Source organism: Ornithinibacillus proteolyticus, from assembly GCF_039581225.1.
Classification (GTDB): domain Bacteria; phylum Bacillota; class Bacilli; order Bacillales; family Amphibacillaceae; genus Ornithinibacillus; species Ornithinibacillus massiliensis.
The window spans coordinates 1-15,879 of sequence record NZ_JBCPXV010000060.1 but is presented as its reverse complement, the minus strand read 5'-3'; the positions used below and the strand labels follow the sequence as shown (position 1 = coordinate 15,879).

Genomic DNA, 15,879 nt, shown 5'->3' with positions numbered 1-15,879 from the left:
AGGTTGATAGGTCCGAGGTGGAAGCGTGGTGACACGTGGAGCTGACGGATACTAATAGATCGAGGACTTAACTAACTTATTTGATATCGTTTGTTTACTCTTATTTAGTTTTCAGGGTATAATTCTAAAAAGAATTCAATGATGTTCTGTTTAGAGCGTCCACATCCTGTGGACAACACAGAACGACTTACATCCTGTAAGCCTGTCTGGTGATGATGGCGAGAAGGTCACACCTGTTCCCATACCGAACACAGAAGTTAAGCTTCTCAGCGCCGATGGTAGTTGGGGCATTGCCCCTGTGAGAGTAGGACGTTGCCAGGCAATAAATTATTTCACAGTACCTTAATGGGTAGAACAACGGCTATTAGTCTTTGTTAGTAGATTTCAAGTTTATTCTTTGAATCTACCTGTGGAATTATTTTGTTTGATATGCCTATACATATTAGGCCCGTTGGTCAAGCGGTTAAGACACCGCCCTTTCACGGCGGTAACACGGGTTCGAATCCCGTACGGGTCACCATGTGGAGGATTAGCTCAGCTGGGAGAGCACCTGCCTTACAAGCAGGGGGTCGCAGGTTCGAGCCCTGCATCCTCCACCATTAATATAATCATAAATCATTTTTTTGGTCCGGTAGTTCAGTTGGTTAGAATGCCTGCCTGTCACGCAGGAGGTCGCGGGTTCGAGTCCCGTCCGGACCGCCATTTTAAAATGCCGGCCTAGCTCAATTGGTAGAGCAACGAGCAATACTTCTACCGAATAAGCTACGAGTAACCCCGAAGCATAAACAACCTTGAATAAGCTAGAAGATACAGGGGTCCATTAGGCAAAAAGAGAAACTTAAAAAGCGAATAATTATCATGCCGGCCTAGCTCAATTGGTAGAGCAACTGACTTGTAATCAGTAGGTTGGGGGTTCAAGTCCTCTGGCCGGCACCACTTTTTACTATGAGCCATTAGTTCAGTCGGTAGAGCAACGAGCATCACTTCCACCGAATAAGCTACGAGTAACCCCGAAGCATAAGCATCCTTGAATATGCTAGAAGATGCAGGGGTCCACCTTGAAGAACGCTCATATAAAATAGAATAACTTAAATAACATGAGCCATTAGCTCAGTCGGTAGAGCATCTGACTTTTAATCAGAGGGTCGAAGGTTCGAATCCTTCATGGCTCATCATATCAAATAGTTTTATATCGAGCGGAAGTAGTTCAGTGGTAGAACACCACCTTGCCAAGGTGGGGGTCGCGGGTTCGAATCCCGTCTTCCGCTCCAATATAATGCCGGGGTGGCGGAACTGGCAGACGCACAGGACTTAAAATCCTGCGGTAGGTGACTACCGTACCGGTTCGATTCCGGTCCTCGGCACCATTAACTCTAAACTAATATAATTATTATGACATGGGGCCTTAGCTCAGCTGGGAGAGCGCCTGCCTTGCACGCAGGAGGTCAGCGGTTCGATCCCGCTAGGCTCCACTTTACCATCTGATTTATTACTTCAAGTACTAGAACAACAGATTGGTAGATTGTAATTTTTGATGGAGGTATACCCAAGTCTGGCTGAAGGGATCGGTCTTGAAAACCGACAGGCGGGTCAAACCGCGCGGGGGTTCGAATCCCTCTACCTCCTCCATAAAATATGTTAGATGCTACTATTGGTTATATGTAATTTTGTTCAAAGTTAGAGTATAGCTTATATTAATTGGCTCGGTAGCTCAGTCGGTAGAGCAACGGACTGAAAATCCGTGTGTCGGCGGTTCGATTCCGTCCCGAGCCACCATGTTATATTCCGGGATATGCGGGTGTAGTTTAATGGTAAAACTCCAGCCACGAGCGATACATCCACCGAATTCACTACGAGTTGCCTCGAGGAATAAACGTCCTTGAATATGCTAGTAGACGTAGGGGCATGTCCGTTCGTAAGCTGTTATTATAGACCAATCTATATTTTATGCGGGTGTAGTTTAATGGTAAAACTCCAGCCTTCCAAGCTGATGTCGAGGGTTCGATTCCCTTCACCCGCTCCATTAATTTATGGGCCTGTAGCTCAGCTGGTTAGAGCGCACGCCTGATAAGCGTGAGGTCGGTGGTTCGAGTCCACTCAGGCCCATTAGGCAAGTTAATTTATCGATCAACTTATACAGATTCCATACAATTGTATGTTGATATATTTTGCGCCCTTAGCTCAGCAGGATAGAGCAACAGCCTTCTAAGCTGTGGGTCAGAGGTTCGAATCCTCTAGGGCGCGTTAATAAAGGTACAACACTAGGAAGGTCTTGCATACGATGAAGCCCTTCCTCTTTTCTGTGTCTTTTTATTTAATTTCCTAACATAAGTTCTCTTACTCAATGAATACAATATCCCCAATTAATGAACCTCATCACCATATCTTCATAAATAACACATCTAAGTAAAAAATCTAACCTTGAGAAGAATAACTCCAACACAAGCAACAACTAAATCCGTCTATTATCCAGTCAAAGCTTAGCTATCCATTAGGATAAAAAAAGGGAAAAGAGAACCTCCATCTCTTTTCCCCCGCTATATTATTCTAAAAGTCAAAGTATTTAAAGTTACGTTCTAGTTTCTTTTTATAACGCTCTAATGTCCGTATCTTTTTAAACGTAAGTAGAGAGCATATTGTAACAGCAATCAGTAACCATTCATGTCCTTCACGATTATCACCAATTATTCTTTCCATCGCAACCTCCTATAGTTCTGATTTATTACTTATTAGTATATAGGAATCAGAGCTCTTTTTAAAACTAAATAAGCGTATTCGTTGTGATAAAACGTGAGCTATGTTTGTATTTCGTAGTTGAAAACTATTGTACCCGAAACGTCATTTTAGAAAGGAAAAGAAAAAGTAATAAAAAAGTGAACAGAATGGCAATTGATAAGAAGTAATTAGAAACATGACTTTCTATAATGGAGCGATAACCAGATTGTAGCCATTCTACAGGATTAATCCAACTAATCCATTGAACCCACTTAGGAGAAGTGTCGAGATTGAAAAACACGCTACTACATAAAAAAAGTGGAATCATGACCAAATTAGTCGTGATACTTAGTTGCCCTTCGTTTTTGGGAAAGCTAGAAAGGCAGAATCCAATTAGCGTGAATAAGGATGAACCGACAAAGAAAAAGGGAAGAAATATAATAATTTGTATTGCCGATAAGGTTAAATCAAATATACCATTTTCGATTATCAATAAAATAATGGAAACGGTGCAGGCAATAATTGTTTGGCTAATGGTAATGCTGCTAAGATACTTCCATAAGGAGAATGGTGTAATGGTCAATAATTCATAAACGCCGCGCTTTCTTTGGGCAAAGATGGCAAAGCTATTCGTTGTACAGCAATAAAAAAAGATACTTAATGTTAAAATGCCGAACAACAAATTAGCATTAACATTGATAGCCAAAAGAGATAAGGTAGTAAATATACCAATTGGTAGAAAAATAGACCAGAATAAGAGATAGTAATCTTTCATATCCTTACGAAGCGAAATTCCAATTATATTAAACATAATATTCCTCCTTTTTCATGGGATGATGAAATAGTTCTTCAAAATCCCCAACCTTGTATTTATTGAGTAATGTTTCAGGTTTTCCTTCTTCTAGCAATCTTCCTTTCCCCATAATGAGGATGCGGTCAGCCAAATTGCGAACCTCCAACATATCATGAGAAGAAAATAAGACACTTTTCCCTTGCGACTTTAGGTGGCGAATCATGTTTTGTACCTCGCGTTGTCCACTAGGATCTAGACCGGCAGAGGGTTCATCTAAAATAACAAATTCAGGGTCATGTAAGGTTGTAATACTAATGGCTAACCGTTTTTGTTGGCCTAAGGAAAGCTTAGAAGCCAATGTGTTCTTTACATCCAATAGATTGTAGTCTCTTAATATTCGTTCCATCTTTTCAGTAGTAATCTTAGATTGATAAAAGGTATTGAAAAGCTTTAAGTTATTTAGGACAGTTAGGCCTTCAAAAAATGGCGTTGTTTGTAACTGAGCCCCTACCTTTTGGTTAAAGTCTTTTGTCCATCTCGTGATCCTTCCACTATCTGGCTTGCTGATACCTAATAGCATTCGAATCGTAGTCGTTTTCCCGGATCCATTGGCGCCAAGTAATGCAACGACTTCATTTGCGTGAATTGAAAAATTCAATCCACTGATTACTTTTCTGCCTTTAAAGCTCTTCTCAACATTGCTAAAATTGATTAATTCCATACACATTCTCCTTTGTATATTCAACTTTGACTATATGAGTAAAAATCAAAGCCATTGCTAGTGGCTTTGTTATTTCTGTTTTATGATGGAAATAGTAGCTTCGATAAGTCGAAGCTGTGATTCAATCATTTCAAACATATGCTCAAATACAATACGAGTTAATGGGGGAATTTCACCCTGTAGAGCTTTTTCTTTAGCTTTTAAACCTGTTTTTACAGCTTGTGATTCAAGCAATAATTTTTCTTTATTTTTAGTTAAGTGATCAATTGCTTCTCCTTTAGGTAGTTGATCAGCGAGTGATATTCCGGAATATAAATCTGTCGGATAATAGACTTTGGCGTTTCCAAGGCATTCTAGTGCTAACTCTCTTTGAAATGCTTCACCACTTGCGGTGATTTTATAAATAGCCTTTTGCCGATGTCCATTGCTTTCGATACTGGCTATTTCAATGTAACCCTCTTTTTCAAGCTTTTTAAGCGCATTGTAAATGGAACCGGGCAAAACACCAGCCCATCTTGGGGAATCGTTTAGTTCAAGCATAGATTTAATTTCATAACCAGACATTGGCTGGATACTAAGCATAGCTAATACTAATAATTTTGTCACAGTAATACTCCTTTGATTATTCAACGTTGAATATATAAGTAAATATAATGGGTAATGGTTGGATTGTCAATAGGTAAATAAAAAAGTGGTGTAAGAGTGATTCAGGGAGAAGAAGTAGAGAGAGGAATATGCAACGTGCTTTTTCAATTATATTAAGTTAAATGCTAGAATGTATTTAACAATCATTAAATATGAGGGTGGAAAATGAGAAGAATAATGAAATATAGGTTCATCGTTATCATCGCACTAGTTGTTATCTTAGCTGGATGTACAACAAAGGAATCAGGAAATAATGATAATTTATCCCAAGAAGATGTAGATACGGAGCCAGAAGAATATATTCCGAGTGAAACAGATGTGGTATTTAAGCATAATGCTTTACGAAATGTAGAGCTACTGGAAGAATTTATTGAAACTGCTGGTGGAAACGGAGAAGACAATGAAAGCCATATTAGAATCGTAAAGTATGAGCCACAAGGAGCGCTTATTTATGATTTACAATCAAGATATGATGAAAATGCCAATCAATCTTGGATTGAGGTTAAACCAGATCTAAGCTATTTTAATACATCTGAAGTGCCTGTACAGGACGTGTTTTATAATGCTCCAGAGCAATGTTGGTATATGTCAAAGGATACAGAAAAAGGGTATTACAAATTTCATGAATGTAGGACACATTGGGAATATTACTTGTTTCCAATCGTTAGCAATACCTTATCGTATGAGGAGTTAATAAATCCTGCTGAGGAAGAGAAATATGAAATTATGAACGGGAAATATTATGATTTGGAAGATATTACGCTTGAGCTATTCACATCAAAAAGAGATGCTGAAAAATGGAAAGAATATGATGAAAAGGACAAGCTAGATAAGCGGGATAATTTAACATCGGATAATGCGTTAAACTTGATTGCAGGAAATGTAGATCTAACCAACATTTTAGGAAATGAAGTACTTGTTACGTCTTGTGAGGATGGATTATGTGACATATACTCGGAGCAATCGCACTTATTAAGGGGATTTATTGTTCCAGAGATTAGAATAAACAAGTACTCAGCAAGGGAGGATTCCGAAAACAAACCAGAATATGAAGTGAATATAGATAAAGAACTATTATGGGGAAAGATTAAACGACAAGTAGAAAGCCTACTGGCTGAATCTGAAGAGCTTATTACCATGTATGAGAATGGTGATTATAAAGAAGGTAATTACGATGATGCTAAGTTGTTATACAATAAAGTTAATGGGAGAGTCAATATTATAAGACATACTTCGCTTCCTGATGATAAGGAAACAGTAGCTGAATATTATCGAATCTTGATGGCTACGGAATATTTATTTAATAGTTTTTACCAAGCACAAAGTTATATTGAACAACGTCAAGAAAAGGATCTAAGGGTGTTGGTAAAGGAGGAAATTATCCCATTAAGGGAGGAACTACAGGTGGTGTGGGACGCGGTGAACATACCTAGGTAACTGTTTAGTTATTAAATCTAGAAATTAATAAAAATGAATCTCCTTGTAATCTATAAATAATACCTCCCGAGTGCGGGTAATCTAACACTAATCCGTAAAAGGGAGGTGTTAGTAGAATGAATAAAATATTCTTGATTTTAGTGGTGATTGGTATTCCGATATCCGTTTTGGGCGCGATTTTGGAATGGTCACCTATTATGATGTTTATGGTGTATTGTTTAACAATTGTAGCGCTGGCTAGCTTCATAGGGCGAGCGACAGAAAGTCTGGCAATTGTTCTAGGGCCACGAATTGGTGGCTTAATGAATGCAACTTTTGGAAATGCAGTGGAACTTATTATTTCTATTTTCTCATTAAAAGCAGGGTTAATAGGAATTGTATTAGCGTCTCTAACAGGCTCGGTGCTAGGAAATTTATTACTTGTGGCTGGGCTATCTTTCTTTGTCGGAGGACTAAAATATAAACGTCAATCTTTCAACCAATATGAGGCACGTCATAATGCAGGAATGCTAATATTTGCAGTCATTATTGCCTTTGTTATTCCAGAAGTATTTACTAGCAATATGACTGAACATGATACGATGGTTCTTAGTGTAGGTATTTCGATAATCCTAATTTTATTATATTTTGCGGCGCTACTGTTTAAATTTGTTACTCATCGAGGATTGTATCAAAATAGTTCAAAGGAAGAAACAGAAACGAAGGAACAAGAAGAACCGGAATGGGGTAAACTAAAAGCAATCGTTATATTGGCAATAGCCACAAGTGCAGTAGCCTTTGTTTCCGAACATTTAGTTGGGACATTTGACATTGTTGGAGAATCATTTGGTTGGTCTGAGCTATTTATTGGTATTATCATTGTAGCGACTGTTGGGAATGCTGCAGAACATGCTTCCGCGGTAGTAATGGCCTATAAAAATAAAATGGAAGTAGCCGTAGAAATTGCGATAGGATCTACACTTCAAGTCGCAATGTTTGTATTACCTGTCCTTGTGTTGCTATCGCTACTATTTCCTACATCTATGCCACTAGTATTTACTTGGCCAGAATTAATTAGTATGGTAACAGCGGTACTGTTAACAATCATGATAACCAATGATGGTGATACCAATTGGTTTGAAGGAGCCATATTACTCGCTGCTTATTTGGTTATGGGCATTGGGTTTTACTTTTTATAATAGACGAATGTGGAGAAAGGGACTTTTGTCTCCTTCCTATAAGAAAAAGAACATTGCCCCATGCGCTAAATTTATAGTAATCCCTTGGGCTCCATAGCTTTCTCCAATTCTGGAGTCCATAGCCCTTTCTGTTGTAATATTTCTCGAATCGTCACATTTTGATCATCAGCTTCTTTTCCTATTTGTGCTGCTTGGTCATAGCCGATAATTGGACTTAGTGCAGTAACAAAGGCGAGGCTAGACTCCATCCAATTTTTACAAATTTCTTCATTTCCTTGTATGCCGTTGATACATTTCATTGTCAAGGTTGAAATGGCATTGTACATGATTTCGAGTGATTCTAATAGTGTGTAAGCAATCATGGGCATCATTACATTTATCTCCAGCTGACTAGCTGTTCCTGCAGTGGCTACGGCTGTTTCATAACCAATGATTTGACAACAGACCATGTGAGTCATTTCCAAGATAGCTGGATTAACTTTCCCTGGCATGATAGTGGATCCAGGTTGAACAGATGGCAAGGAAATCTCTGCTAATCCAGTTCGTGGGCCTGAGGCAAGAAGTCTTAAGTCACTCGTAATTTTAATTAGATGAACAGCCAATTCTTTTAAGGTAGCCATGACTCGTATAGGTGCTCCGGTATTTTGCATGAATTCAAAGATATTATTTGGGCTTCGAATGGGAAGCTGTGTACGCTTCTTTACTTCTTCAAGGACTTTTGCTGCGTAGTCTGGATGGGTGTCAACCTTTGTACCAATCGCTGTTCCGCCAAGCCCGATTTCATACAGTTTGTCAGAGGAACACTCTAATTGTTGAATCATGGAACGAATGGTTTCGGCATATCCAGCAAATTCCTGGCCCAAACGCATGGGTACTGCATCATGAAGATGCGTTCTTCCGGATTTTACAATAGGCATAAATTCAATTGACTTCCGATCTAGTTCAGTGTAAAGCTCTTGTAATGCCGGTAATAGTTTATGGACGATGATTTCGGATGCAGCGATTTGCATAGCGGCATGGAAGGTGTCATTAGTCGATTGGTGTTTATTTACATGGTCATTAGGATGAATTCGAAGGTGGTCTTGTTTTGCTGTCCATAATTCAGTAGCTCGAATTGCGATGACTTCATTGGCATTCATGTTCTGGGATGTACCTGCTCCAGCTTGATACACGTCTACAACAAAGTAATCATCTAATTTCCCCTCTATCACTTCTTCCGCAGCTTGGATAATGGCTTTTCCAATGGAGGAGGGGAGTACTTCCAGCTCCATATTTACGGAAGCGGCTGAGGCTTTAATGATTCCTTGTGCACGGATAAAGGAACGGGGCAGGCGCTTACCGCTAATTTGGAAGTTTTCTACTGCACGTTGTGTTTGGGCACCATAATAGGAATTCTTTGGTACTTTGATCATACCGAGTGTATCTCTCTCCATTCGAAAGTTATCCGAAAATGTCATTGTTTCTCTCCTTCTATATGAAAAATAATACGTTTATGGTTAGTGTTTCCGAAGGAGGTGGGATTAAACGAAAAAATGAGGGAAGACTAGAGGGACGAGTTTACTGTCCCCCCAATTCACTCAAACTCCCAAAAAACCCAGGATAAGAAACATCAATCGCCTCACTGTTTTCCAGGATAGTCTCTCCCTCTGCAATCGTACTGGCAATTGCTAACATCATTCCAATTCGATGATCTCCGTGGCTATTTACAATGGCACCTTTTAATTTCGTATTGCCATGAATGATCATGCCATCTTCTGTTGGTTCAATATGTGCTCCCATCTTACTCAGTTCTTGTGCTACGATGTCAATGCGATTCGTTTCTTTTACCTTGAGTTCTGCTGCATCTTTAATGACAGTCGTTCCTTCTGCCTGAGTTGCAGCTAGGGCGATAATCGGAATTTCATCAATTAGTCTAGGGATAATTTCACCGTCGATTTCTACTCCATGTAGGGTAGAAGCTTTCACTTGTATGTCTGCGTATGGTTCCATTACTTCTTCGTTTTGGTTAAAAGTAGTTAAGGTGGCACCCATGTTTAACAGTACATCGATAATTCCAGTTCGAGTAGGATTGATTCCGACATGGTGTAAGGTAATGTGACTTTGAGGAACAATGGCTCCAGCCACTAAAAAGAATGCAGCAGATGAGATATCGCCTGGGACGTCGATGCTAGTCGCAGTTAACGGTTGTTTTCCCTTAATCGATACGTAATTTCCTGACCTGTTTACGGATACTCCGAATGCATGCAGCATTCTTTCCGTATGATCACGTGTACGTTCGGGTTCGATAACGGTAGTCGTTCCGTCCGCTAATAATCCAGCTAATAATATGGCGGATTTTACTTGGGCACTGGCAACTGGTAATTCATATTGAATCCCATGTAAATTTTGCCCTCTAATGGTTAGTGGTGTATACATACCGCCTTGTCTACCATCAATATTTGCTCCCATTAAACGTAGTGGGTCGACGATTCGCTTCATCGGTCTTTTAGCAATGGATGCATCCCCTTGGATACAGGAATAAAATCCAAGTCCTGCAAGAATTCCGGACAGAAGTCGAATGGTAGTACCAGAGTTTCCGACATCGAGTACTTCCTTCGGCTCCTGTAGGTGTTCGATTCCGAGCCCATTAATTTCTACTTGGGTTCCATTTTGCACAATATTAACTCCTAGTTGTCTAAAACAGGAAATCGTACTTAAGCAGTCTTCACCAGGAAGAAAGCCTGTTACACTTGTTTTACCCTTCGCTAATGCGCCAAACATAATCGCTCTATGGGAGATGGATTTATCTCCTGGTATATGGATAGTTCCAGAAAGACCGTGTTCCACTTTGCTTAATTTTTGTCTTGTCATGTTTATCCTCCTTAGGCCGTTTCATCGGTTTTATAGTTATGATAGGTTAGGAGTGCTTGTGCTTTACTACGATCGTTATGCTTTGAAAAGCTAATTTGTAAAATGCCAAGCAGTCCCTTTCTATTTTCCATAATGTGCAGGTTTGTAATGCTTATCCCATGCTCAGCAAGTAATGTCGTGACTTTTGCAATGGCTCCAGGGACATCAAGGACATCAACATATAAATCATAATACGCAGGGATGGCGCCTTTAGCACGAACTGGAAGAGAATCACGGTATTTCTTTGCATCTGCAAAGAAGTGAGAAATGGCTAGGTCATCGCCTCTTTCTAACACTTGCTGGAACTTCTCGATTTCCTCTATCCACTTGTTTATTAATCTTAATAAATTGCTGCGATTCTGAAATACAATATCCTTCCACATCTGTGGACTACTGGATGCGATTCGTGTAATATCTCGAAACCCTCCAGCGGCTAGCATTTTAATCAGAGGATTTCTTTCATCCTCTTTTCTTGCGAGATTAACTAAAGCAGATGCAATAATATGTGGGAGGTGGCTGATAACGCCAGTAACATAGTCATGTTCTTTAGGGTCTACTACTAGGAATTTTGCATTCGTTCCACAGAGCCATTGCTTTAGCTCATCCACTCGAGTGAGCGAATGGTTAGAAGGGGTGAGAACGTAATAGGCATTTTCGAATAGGTGATCCTTTGCGCTTTCTACCCCGGATTTATGTGAGCCTGCCATCGGATGTCCGCCGATGAAGGTTACGTTGGTATTATGCCATAGCTGTTCTGCGAGTTTCATTATGCCACGCTTCGTACTACCAGTATCGGTTATGATGACATCATTCTTTAATTCGATCTGTGACAATTGCTTCATTACTTTCTCCATTTGTAAAACAGGAGTAGACAGGATGATGACGTCCGCTATTTCTGCACCTTCACGTAGAGAAGTAGCTTCTTCGTCCATTACATGTAGCGACTTAGCGGTAGTTAGTTCAGTAGTATTTACATCATAACCATAGATTCGTGCTTTTGGATGCTGTTTTTTTATGGCAAGGGCTAAAGATCCACCAATTAGCCCTAGTCCTACAATTAATATATTACCATGCATGCCAATACCTCCTGTTGTTTATGGCGTAACTTTTTCGGTAATTAGTTCTTGTAATGCATTTCTTACCTTCTCGTTTTGCTCTTTTTTGCCAATGGTAATGCGGATGGAGGTTGGAAATCCTAATGATTTCCCAGAACGTACAATCAGTCCTTTGGTTAATAAATATTCCGCCACTTCATCAGCATCTCGTTTTACGTTAATTAAGATGAAATTCCCTTGTGAAGGAAAGTAAGGTAGATTATGTTCCTCGCAAAAGCCATAATACTGTTGTAACTCAGCTGTATTCTGTGCTCGACAATTTTGTACGAAATCTTGGTCTGAGAGAGCGGCTGTTGCTGCTAGTTGACCTAAGACGTTTGTGTTGAACGGAAGACGTACAGGCTCTAAGAACTGAATAGTAGTGCTAGTGGATATGCCGTATCCAATCCGAAAGCTTGCAAGACCGTAAATTTTAGAAAAAGTTCGCATGATAATCAAGTTCGAAAATTGTTGTGTAAGTGAAAGGGAATTAGATGGCTCGGTCACATATTCCTGATATGCTTCATCGAGAACAACTAATACATCGCTTGGAACCTGTAGTAAAAATCGGCGAATTTCTTCTTCCGGGATATATGTCCCAGTAGGGTTATTCGGATTACACACCCACACAATTGCGGTTTGATCATCCAATTTAGTGAGCATCTTATTCAAATCATGGAATCCATTGACTAGCTCCACTTCACGTACTTCGGCACCTTCAATAATAGCGGCATGCTTATACTGTGGAAAGGTGCAAGCAGCCATCACCGTATTCTTTCCAGGCTCTAGCATGGCACGTGAAATGATTTGAATTAATTCATCGGTACCGTTCGTAATGAGGAGCTGATTTTCCTCTACATGTAAATGGGAGGCTAGTGTCGATTTTAAGTCCGCTGCGCTTCCATCTGGGTAAAAGGTATAGGATGAATCCCCATTTAGTAATGCTTGATCGACACTTGGTGAATAGCCATACGGGTTTTCATTGGAAGCTAGTTTGATAATTTCTTCAAGGTGGTACTGTTTTTTCACCGTATCAATGGATTTACCTGGTTGATATGCGCGTAACGGTAGAATTTGCTCTTTCCATTTCATGACGAGTCCTCCTAGGTTAGGTTAAAATGTTTTGGCATAGTTCCGCTGTTCTGCCACAGCTTGTTTTAATGCATCCATGCGATCACTAGTAAATTGCTCGGTAATAGCTGCAGCAAGCTCCCAGGCTACTACAGCTTCGGCAACAACACTTGCGGCAGGAACAGCACAGCTATCCGATCGTTCAATACTTGCAGTAAACGGTTCTTTTGTCTCGATATCGACACTTTGAAGCGGCTTGTATAAGGTTGGGATTGGCTTCATAACGCCTCTGACAACAATAGGCATTCCAGTCGACATTCCACCTTCAAAACCACCTAATCGATTCGTGTTTCGGACATAGCCGGTTTCTTCATTCCAAAGAATTTCATCATGCACCTGACTGCCAGGCTTTCTAGCCATCTCAAATCCTAAACCAAATTCTACCCCTTTAAATGCGTTGATACTGACAATGGCTGCGGCTAGCTTAGAATCGAGCTTCCGGTCGTAATGGACATAGCTGCCAACCCCTGGTGGCATTCCTTCGACTACTACTTCTACGACTCCTCCGATGGAATCCCCATTTTTCTTTGCTTCATCAATTTCATCCATCATTTGCTGTTCTTTAGTTTGATCAAAACAGCGCACCGGGGAAATCTCTGTGCGTTGCTTCAAATCGGTAATATCACGGAAATCCCGATCTTTTGCTTGGATTCCGCCGATTTCAATGACATGGGCTGTTATGTCGATGCCAAGGAGATGGAGGAGTTTTTTCGCAACGGCTCCTGCTGCGACTCGAACCGTAGTTTCACGGGCAGATGAGCGTTCTAGTACATTACGCATGTCGCGATGACCATATTTAATCCCACCAACTAGATCCGCATGGCCTGGGCGTGGGCGCGTGACTTTACGTCTAATGCCACTTGCCTCTTCCTCTTCAATGGGTTCGATTCCCATCACGTCTGTCCAGTGTTTCCAGTCGTTATTCTCCACGACTAGTGCAAGGGGGGAGCCGAGTGTATATCCATGCCGAACGCCGCCTGCAATTGTCACCTGATCTTTTTCAATTTGCATTCTTTTTCCACGGCCATAGCCTTTTTGTCGATTTGCTAGCTCACGATTAATATCACTGGCAGTTAGCTCCATTCCGGCAGGTAGCCCTTCAATAATGGTAGTTAGCTGTGGTCCGTGAGATTCTCCTGCTGTTAAAAATCGCATAGTCATGTTCCTCCTTAGGATAGTTTCTCTTTGAATGCTTTAAGTCCGTCCATGAACTCATGGAATTCAGGAATATTCATTTGCTGCTGCGCATCCGATAAGGCGACAGTAGGGTCCGGATGAACTTCTGCCATAATCGCATCGGCTCCAATGGCTAGAGCGGCTTTTGCAGTTGGGAATAGTAAATCCTTTCTACCAGTTGAATGGGTAACATCGACAACAACCGGTAAATGTGTTTCTTTTTTCAAAATAGGTACAGCAGAAATATCTAACGTATTGCGCGTTGCTTTCTCATAGGTGCGAATTCCACGCTCACACAGAATGACTTGATCATTTCCTTGGGCGAGAATGTATTCTGCTGCATGGATGAATTCCTCTATGGTTGCTGCTAGTCCTCGTTTTAGCAGAATAGGCTTGTTTACTCTTCCGACTGTTTTTAGTAGCTCAAAGTTCTGCATGTTACGAGCACCAATTTGAATCACATCCGTGTATTCTAAAGCAATTTCTACATCATGAGGGGTTAGGATTTCACTAATAATAGACATTCCCACTTCATCCGCTACTTGACGTAAAATCTGTAATCCTTCCATACCAAGTCCTTGAAAATCGTATGGCGAGGTACGTGGTTTAAATGCGCCACCTCGCATCAGTGTAAGACCTTGGGCTTTCATCGCTAATGCGACAGCTTTGACTTGCTCATAGCTTTCTACAGCACACGGTCCCATGATGAAATGCTGTTCCCCACTGCCTATCTTGGTACCATTTATCTCGACAATGGTGTCGTTAGGATGTGCCTTTCTTGATACTAATAATGCTTTGTTCTGTTCATCCTCTTGAAGCTCTAAGCTAGCTTTGAATATTTCCTTGAAGATATGTTTTATTGTAGATGCTTCAAAAGGTCCTTCATGGTGTTCCATAATAAAATCTAGTGCTTGCCGCTCGCGAACCGGATCGAATCGTACTACTCCTTGCTTTTCTTTGTATTCTCCAATTTGTTGGACGATACGCCCGCGTTGATTTAATAAAGCGAGTATTTTTAAGTTGACCTCATCGATTTGATTACGTAGCTCACTTAATTCATTGACCATCATTTTTCTATTCCTCCTGTGTGTAATAGTATTGTTCATACAAAAAAATCGTCCCTGTCGTTCATGTATAAACGACAGGGACGATTTTAATCGCGGTACCACCCTTATTGCGAACTAGTTATAGTTCACCTCTTCATTATGTTTAACGATCAATGACCGTCTTTCTCGAATTCACTCGGGAAAGAAGCTCCGGGATTGTAATTCATGCTTATCTATGACTGATTTCCACCAACCATCAGCTCTCTGGACAGGGAGATAAGACACTACTTTAGATCCTTTCCTTGCTTTTGTGTTATTTAATTTTGAAGTAGGGTAGACTTATTTATGGGAAAATAAAAAGTCCCTACTGAAGTTAATCAGTAGGGACGAATGTATTCGCGGTACCACCCTAGTTGTGAAAAAGATTTTCACCACTCTAATTGGTTAACGATCAATGACCGTCTTTCTCGAATTCACTCGAGAAAGAAGCTCCGGGATTGTAATTCATGCTTATCTTTGACTGATTCACACCACCATCAGCTCTCTGGGACAGGGAGATAAAGCACTACTGTGATCCTTTCGTAGCCTTTTTATTTATGAAAATATTTTTTCTTCTTCAATGTTATAGTTTCACATTATATGTAACATAGAGAAGTCTGTCAACAAGTTTTTTTGATTTTGATCGAAGCGTTAGGTTTTTTACGGATTACATTGGATTGTAAAATTTATGCGAACGAAACCAATGAGATTAATGGAAAACACCAATTGCTTAGTTGGATGGAAACGATTGATTTATTTGCTTTCGAGTTGTTCAAGTAGTCTGTAGACGTAGTGCGAAATGGTTTGGAAGAATGGATTGATAACTAGACTACCATACTCCAATTTCTATAGTCTTAGCACCAAATGAAGTTCTAAATGGTAGTAATCAGTTAGAGTAAAATGTTTATGGGAGAACATATACCTCATCTTTGGTGTTGAAGTCTTACGACTTCAACACCAAAGATGAGGCCAGCAAGCGGAGCGCGGTAGTAGTATAGAGGCATTTTCAATGAAA

The 15,879-nt window shown here is 40.3% G+C and carries 12 protein-coding genes, 13 tRNA genes, 1 rRNA gene and 2 other annotated features; of the genes, 16 read left to right on the top strand and 10 right to left on the bottom strand.

Going from position 1 to position 15,879, the window contains the following annotated elements; all coding sequences use genetic code 11:
• The first annotated feature begins 205 nt into the window (after positions 1 to 205).
• The 14 genes from rrf to AAIB49_RS17735 all read left to right on the top strand — a co-directional run bounded on the left by rrf (position 206) and on the right by AAIB49_RS17735 (position 2,244).
• Positions 206 to 321: ribosomal RNA gene (gene rrf, locus AAIB49_RS17800) — 5S ribosomal RNA — on the top strand.
• 124 nt (positions 322 to 445) lie between these two features.
• Positions 446 to 520 (top strand) — tRNA-Glu (locus AAIB49_RS17795).
• 3 nt (positions 521 to 523) lie between these two features.
• Positions 524 to 599 (top strand) — tRNA-Val (locus AAIB49_RS17790).
• Between the two features lie 26 nt (positions 600 to 625).
• Positions 626 to 702 (top strand) — tRNA-Asp (locus AAIB49_RS17785).
• 158 nt (positions 703 to 860) lie between these two features.
• Positions 861 to 936, top strand: a tRNA-Thr gene (locus AAIB49_RS17780).
• Positions 937 to 1,099: 163 nt separating this feature from the next.
• Positions 1,100 to 1,172: transfer RNA gene (locus AAIB49_RS17775), tRNA-Lys, on the top strand.
• 24 nt (positions 1,173 to 1,196) lie between these two features.
• Positions 1,197 to 1,271 (top strand) — tRNA-Gly (locus AAIB49_RS17770).
• A gap of 7 nt (positions 1,272 to 1,278) precedes the next feature.
• Positions 1,279 to 1,367: transfer RNA gene (locus tag AAIB49_RS17765), tRNA-Leu, on the top strand.
• A 32-nt stretch (positions 1,368 to 1,399) separates the two neighbouring features.
• Positions 1,400 to 1,472: transfer RNA gene (locus AAIB49_RS17760), tRNA-Ala, on the top strand.
• A gap of 64 nt (positions 1,473 to 1,536) precedes the next feature.
• Positions 1,537 to 1,629 (top strand) — tRNA-Ser (locus AAIB49_RS17755).
• Positions 1,630 to 1,700: 71 nt separating this feature from the next.
• Positions 1,701 to 1,776 (top strand) — tRNA-Phe (locus tag AAIB49_RS17750).
• A gap of 173 nt (positions 1,777 to 1,949) precedes the next feature.
• A tRNA-Gly gene (locus AAIB49_RS17745) sits at positions 1,950 to 2,023 on the top strand.
• 9 nt (positions 2,024 to 2,032) lie between these two features.
• Positions 2,033 to 2,106: transfer RNA gene (locus tag AAIB49_RS17740), tRNA-Ile, on the top strand.
• 64 nt (positions 2,107 to 2,170) lie between these two features.
• Positions 2,171 to 2,244, top strand: a tRNA-Arg gene (locus tag AAIB49_RS17735).
• A gap of 303 nt (positions 2,245 to 2,547) precedes the next feature.
• On the opposite strand, the gene AAIB49_RS17730 is transcribed toward AAIB49_RS17735, so the two are convergent.
• From AAIB49_RS17730 to AAIB49_RS17715, 4 genes are all read right to left on the bottom strand, one after another.
• On the bottom strand, positions 2,548 to 2,697 hold the full coding sequence (locus AAIB49_RS17730; protein WP_343458792.1) for a hypothetical protein: 150 nt from the start codon (positions 2,695 to 2,697) through the stop codon (positions 2,548 to 2,550).
• 124 nt (positions 2,698 to 2,821) lie between these two features.
• Complete coding sequence (locus AAIB49_RS17725) at positions 2,822 to 3,526, bottom strand: ABC transporter permease (protein WP_343458791.1); 705 nt, start codon at positions 3,524 to 3,526, stop codon at positions 2,822 to 2,824.
• The gene (locus AAIB49_RS17720) at positions 3,519 to 4,229 is read right to left on the bottom strand and encodes an ABC transporter ATP-binding protein (RefSeq protein ID WP_339213422.1); all 711 of its coding nucleotides are present in this window, start codon (positions 4,227 to 4,229) and stop codon (positions 3,519 to 3,521) included. The genes AAIB49_RS17725 and AAIB49_RS17720 overlap by 8 nt, the downstream gene beginning before the upstream one ends.
• A gap of 69 nt (positions 4,230 to 4,298) precedes the next feature.
• Complete coding sequence (locus AAIB49_RS17715) at positions 4,299 to 4,835, bottom strand: PadR family transcriptional regulator (RefSeq protein WP_339213423.1); 537 nt, start codon at positions 4,833 to 4,835, stop codon at positions 4,299 to 4,301.
• Between the two features lie 204 nt (positions 4,836 to 5,039).
• Between AAIB49_RS17715 and AAIB49_RS17710 the strand changes: the two genes are divergently transcribed.
• Both AAIB49_RS17710 and cax read left to right on the top strand, forming a co-directional pair.
• Positions 5,040 to 6,311 (top strand): hypothetical protein, encoded by a 1,272-nt coding sequence (locus AAIB49_RS17710; protein WP_343458789.1) that lies wholly within the window; start codon positions 5,040 to 5,042, stop codon positions 6,309 to 6,311.
• Positions 6,312 to 6,427: 116 nt separating this feature from the next.
• Positions 6,428 to 7,489 (top strand): calcium/proton exchanger, encoded by a 1,062-nt coding sequence (gene cax / locus AAIB49_RS17705; protein ID WP_343458788.1) that lies wholly within the window; start codon positions 6,428 to 6,430, stop codon positions 7,487 to 7,489.
• A gap of 71 nt (positions 7,490 to 7,560) precedes the next feature.
• Here cax and AAIB49_RS17700 read toward each other — a convergent pair whose 3' ends face one another.
• From AAIB49_RS17700 to AAIB49_RS17675, 6 genes are all read right to left on the bottom strand, one after another.
• Positions 7,561 to 8,946 carry a class II fumarate hydratase gene (locus AAIB49_RS17700; protein WP_343458787.1) on the bottom strand — a complete coding sequence of 462 codons (1,386 nt, stop codon included), beginning with the start codon at positions 8,944 to 8,946 and terminating at the stop codon, positions 7,561 to 7,563.
• Positions 8,947 to 9,046: 100 nt separating this feature from the next.
• Entirely contained in the window at positions 9,047 to 10,339 is a 1,293-nt protein-coding gene (gene aroA, locus AAIB49_RS17695; RefSeq protein ID WP_339213429.1) for a 3-phosphoshikimate 1-carboxyvinyltransferase, read from the bottom strand.
• A gap of 11 nt (positions 10,340 to 10,350) precedes the next feature.
• Positions 10,351 to 11,454, bottom strand: a complete 1,104-nt coding sequence (locus AAIB49_RS17690; protein ID WP_343458786.1) for a prephenate dehydrogenase — start codon at positions 11,452 to 11,454, stop codon at positions 10,351 to 10,353.
• 18 nt (positions 11,455 to 11,472) lie between these two features.
• The gene (hisC, locus tag AAIB49_RS17685) at positions 11,473 to 12,564 is read right to left on the bottom strand and encodes a histidinol-phosphate transaminase (protein ID WP_339213432.1); all 1,092 of its coding nucleotides are present in this window, start codon (positions 12,562 to 12,564) and stop codon (positions 11,473 to 11,475) included.
• A 21-nt stretch (positions 12,565 to 12,585) separates the two neighbouring features.
• Complete coding sequence (gene aroC, locus AAIB49_RS17680) at positions 12,586 to 13,758, bottom strand: chorismate synthase (RefSeq protein WP_343458785.1); 1,173 nt, start codon at positions 13,756 to 13,758, stop codon at positions 12,586 to 12,588.
• A gap of 14 nt (positions 13,759 to 13,772) precedes the next feature.
• Positions 13,773 to 14,846: a bifunctional 3-deoxy-7-phosphoheptulonate synthase/chorismate mutase gene (locus AAIB49_RS17675; RefSeq protein ID WP_445254549.1), complete on the bottom strand. Its 1,074-nt coding sequence runs from the start codon at positions 14,844 to 14,846 to the stop codon at positions 13,773 to 13,775.
• Positions 14,847 to 14,919: 73 nt separating this feature from the next.
• Positions 14,920 to 15,137: a binding site (T-box leader), on the bottom strand.
• Positions 15,138 to 15,204: 67 nt separating this feature from the next.
• Positions 15,205 to 15,417 (bottom strand) — a binding site (T-box leader).
• Positions 15,418 to 15,879: the final 462 nt, after the last annotated feature.

Bases quoted from the DNA above. Each gene is read 5' to 3' on its own strand.
- AAIB49_RS17730 (WP_343458792.1), bottom strand. From the start codon at position 2,697: ATGGAAAGAATAATTGGTGATAATCGTGAAGGACATGAATGGTTACTG.
- AAIB49_RS17725 (WP_343458791.1), bottom strand. From the start codon at position 3,526: ATGTTTAATATAATTGGAATTTCGCTTCGTAAGGATATGAAAGATTAC.
- AAIB49_RS17720 (WP_339213422.1), bottom strand. From the start codon at position 4,229: ATGGAATTAATCAATTTTAGCAATGTTGAGAAGAGCTTTAAAGGCAGA.
- AAIB49_RS17710 (WP_343458789.1), top strand. From the start codon at position 5,040: ATGAGAAGAATAATGAAATATAGGTTCATCGTTATCATCGCACTAGTT.
- cax (WP_343458788.1), top strand. From the start codon at position 6,428: ATGAATAAAATATTCTTGATTTTAGTGGTGATTGGTATTCCGATATCC.
- AAIB49_RS17700 (WP_343458787.1), bottom strand. From the start codon at position 8,946: ATGACATTTTCGGATAACTTTCGAATGGAGAGAGATACACTCGGTATG.
- aroA (WP_339213429.1), bottom strand. From the start codon at position 10,339: ATGACAAGACAAAAATTAAGCAAAGTGGAACACGGTCTTTCTGGAACT.
- AAIB49_RS17690 (WP_343458786.1), bottom strand. From the start codon at position 11,454: ATGCATGGTAATATATTAATTGTAGGACTAGGGCTAATTGGTGGATCT.
- hisC (WP_339213432.1), bottom strand. From the start codon at position 12,564: ATGAAATGGAAAGAGCAAATTCTACCGTTACGCGCATATCAACCAGGT.
- aroC (WP_343458785.1), bottom strand. From the start codon at position 13,758: ATGCGATTTTTAACAGCAGGAGAATCTCACGGACCACAGCTAACTACC.
- AAIB49_RS17675 (WP_445254549.1), bottom strand. From the start codon at position 14,846: ATGGTCAATGAATTAAGTGAGCTACGTAATCAAATCGATGAGGTCAAC.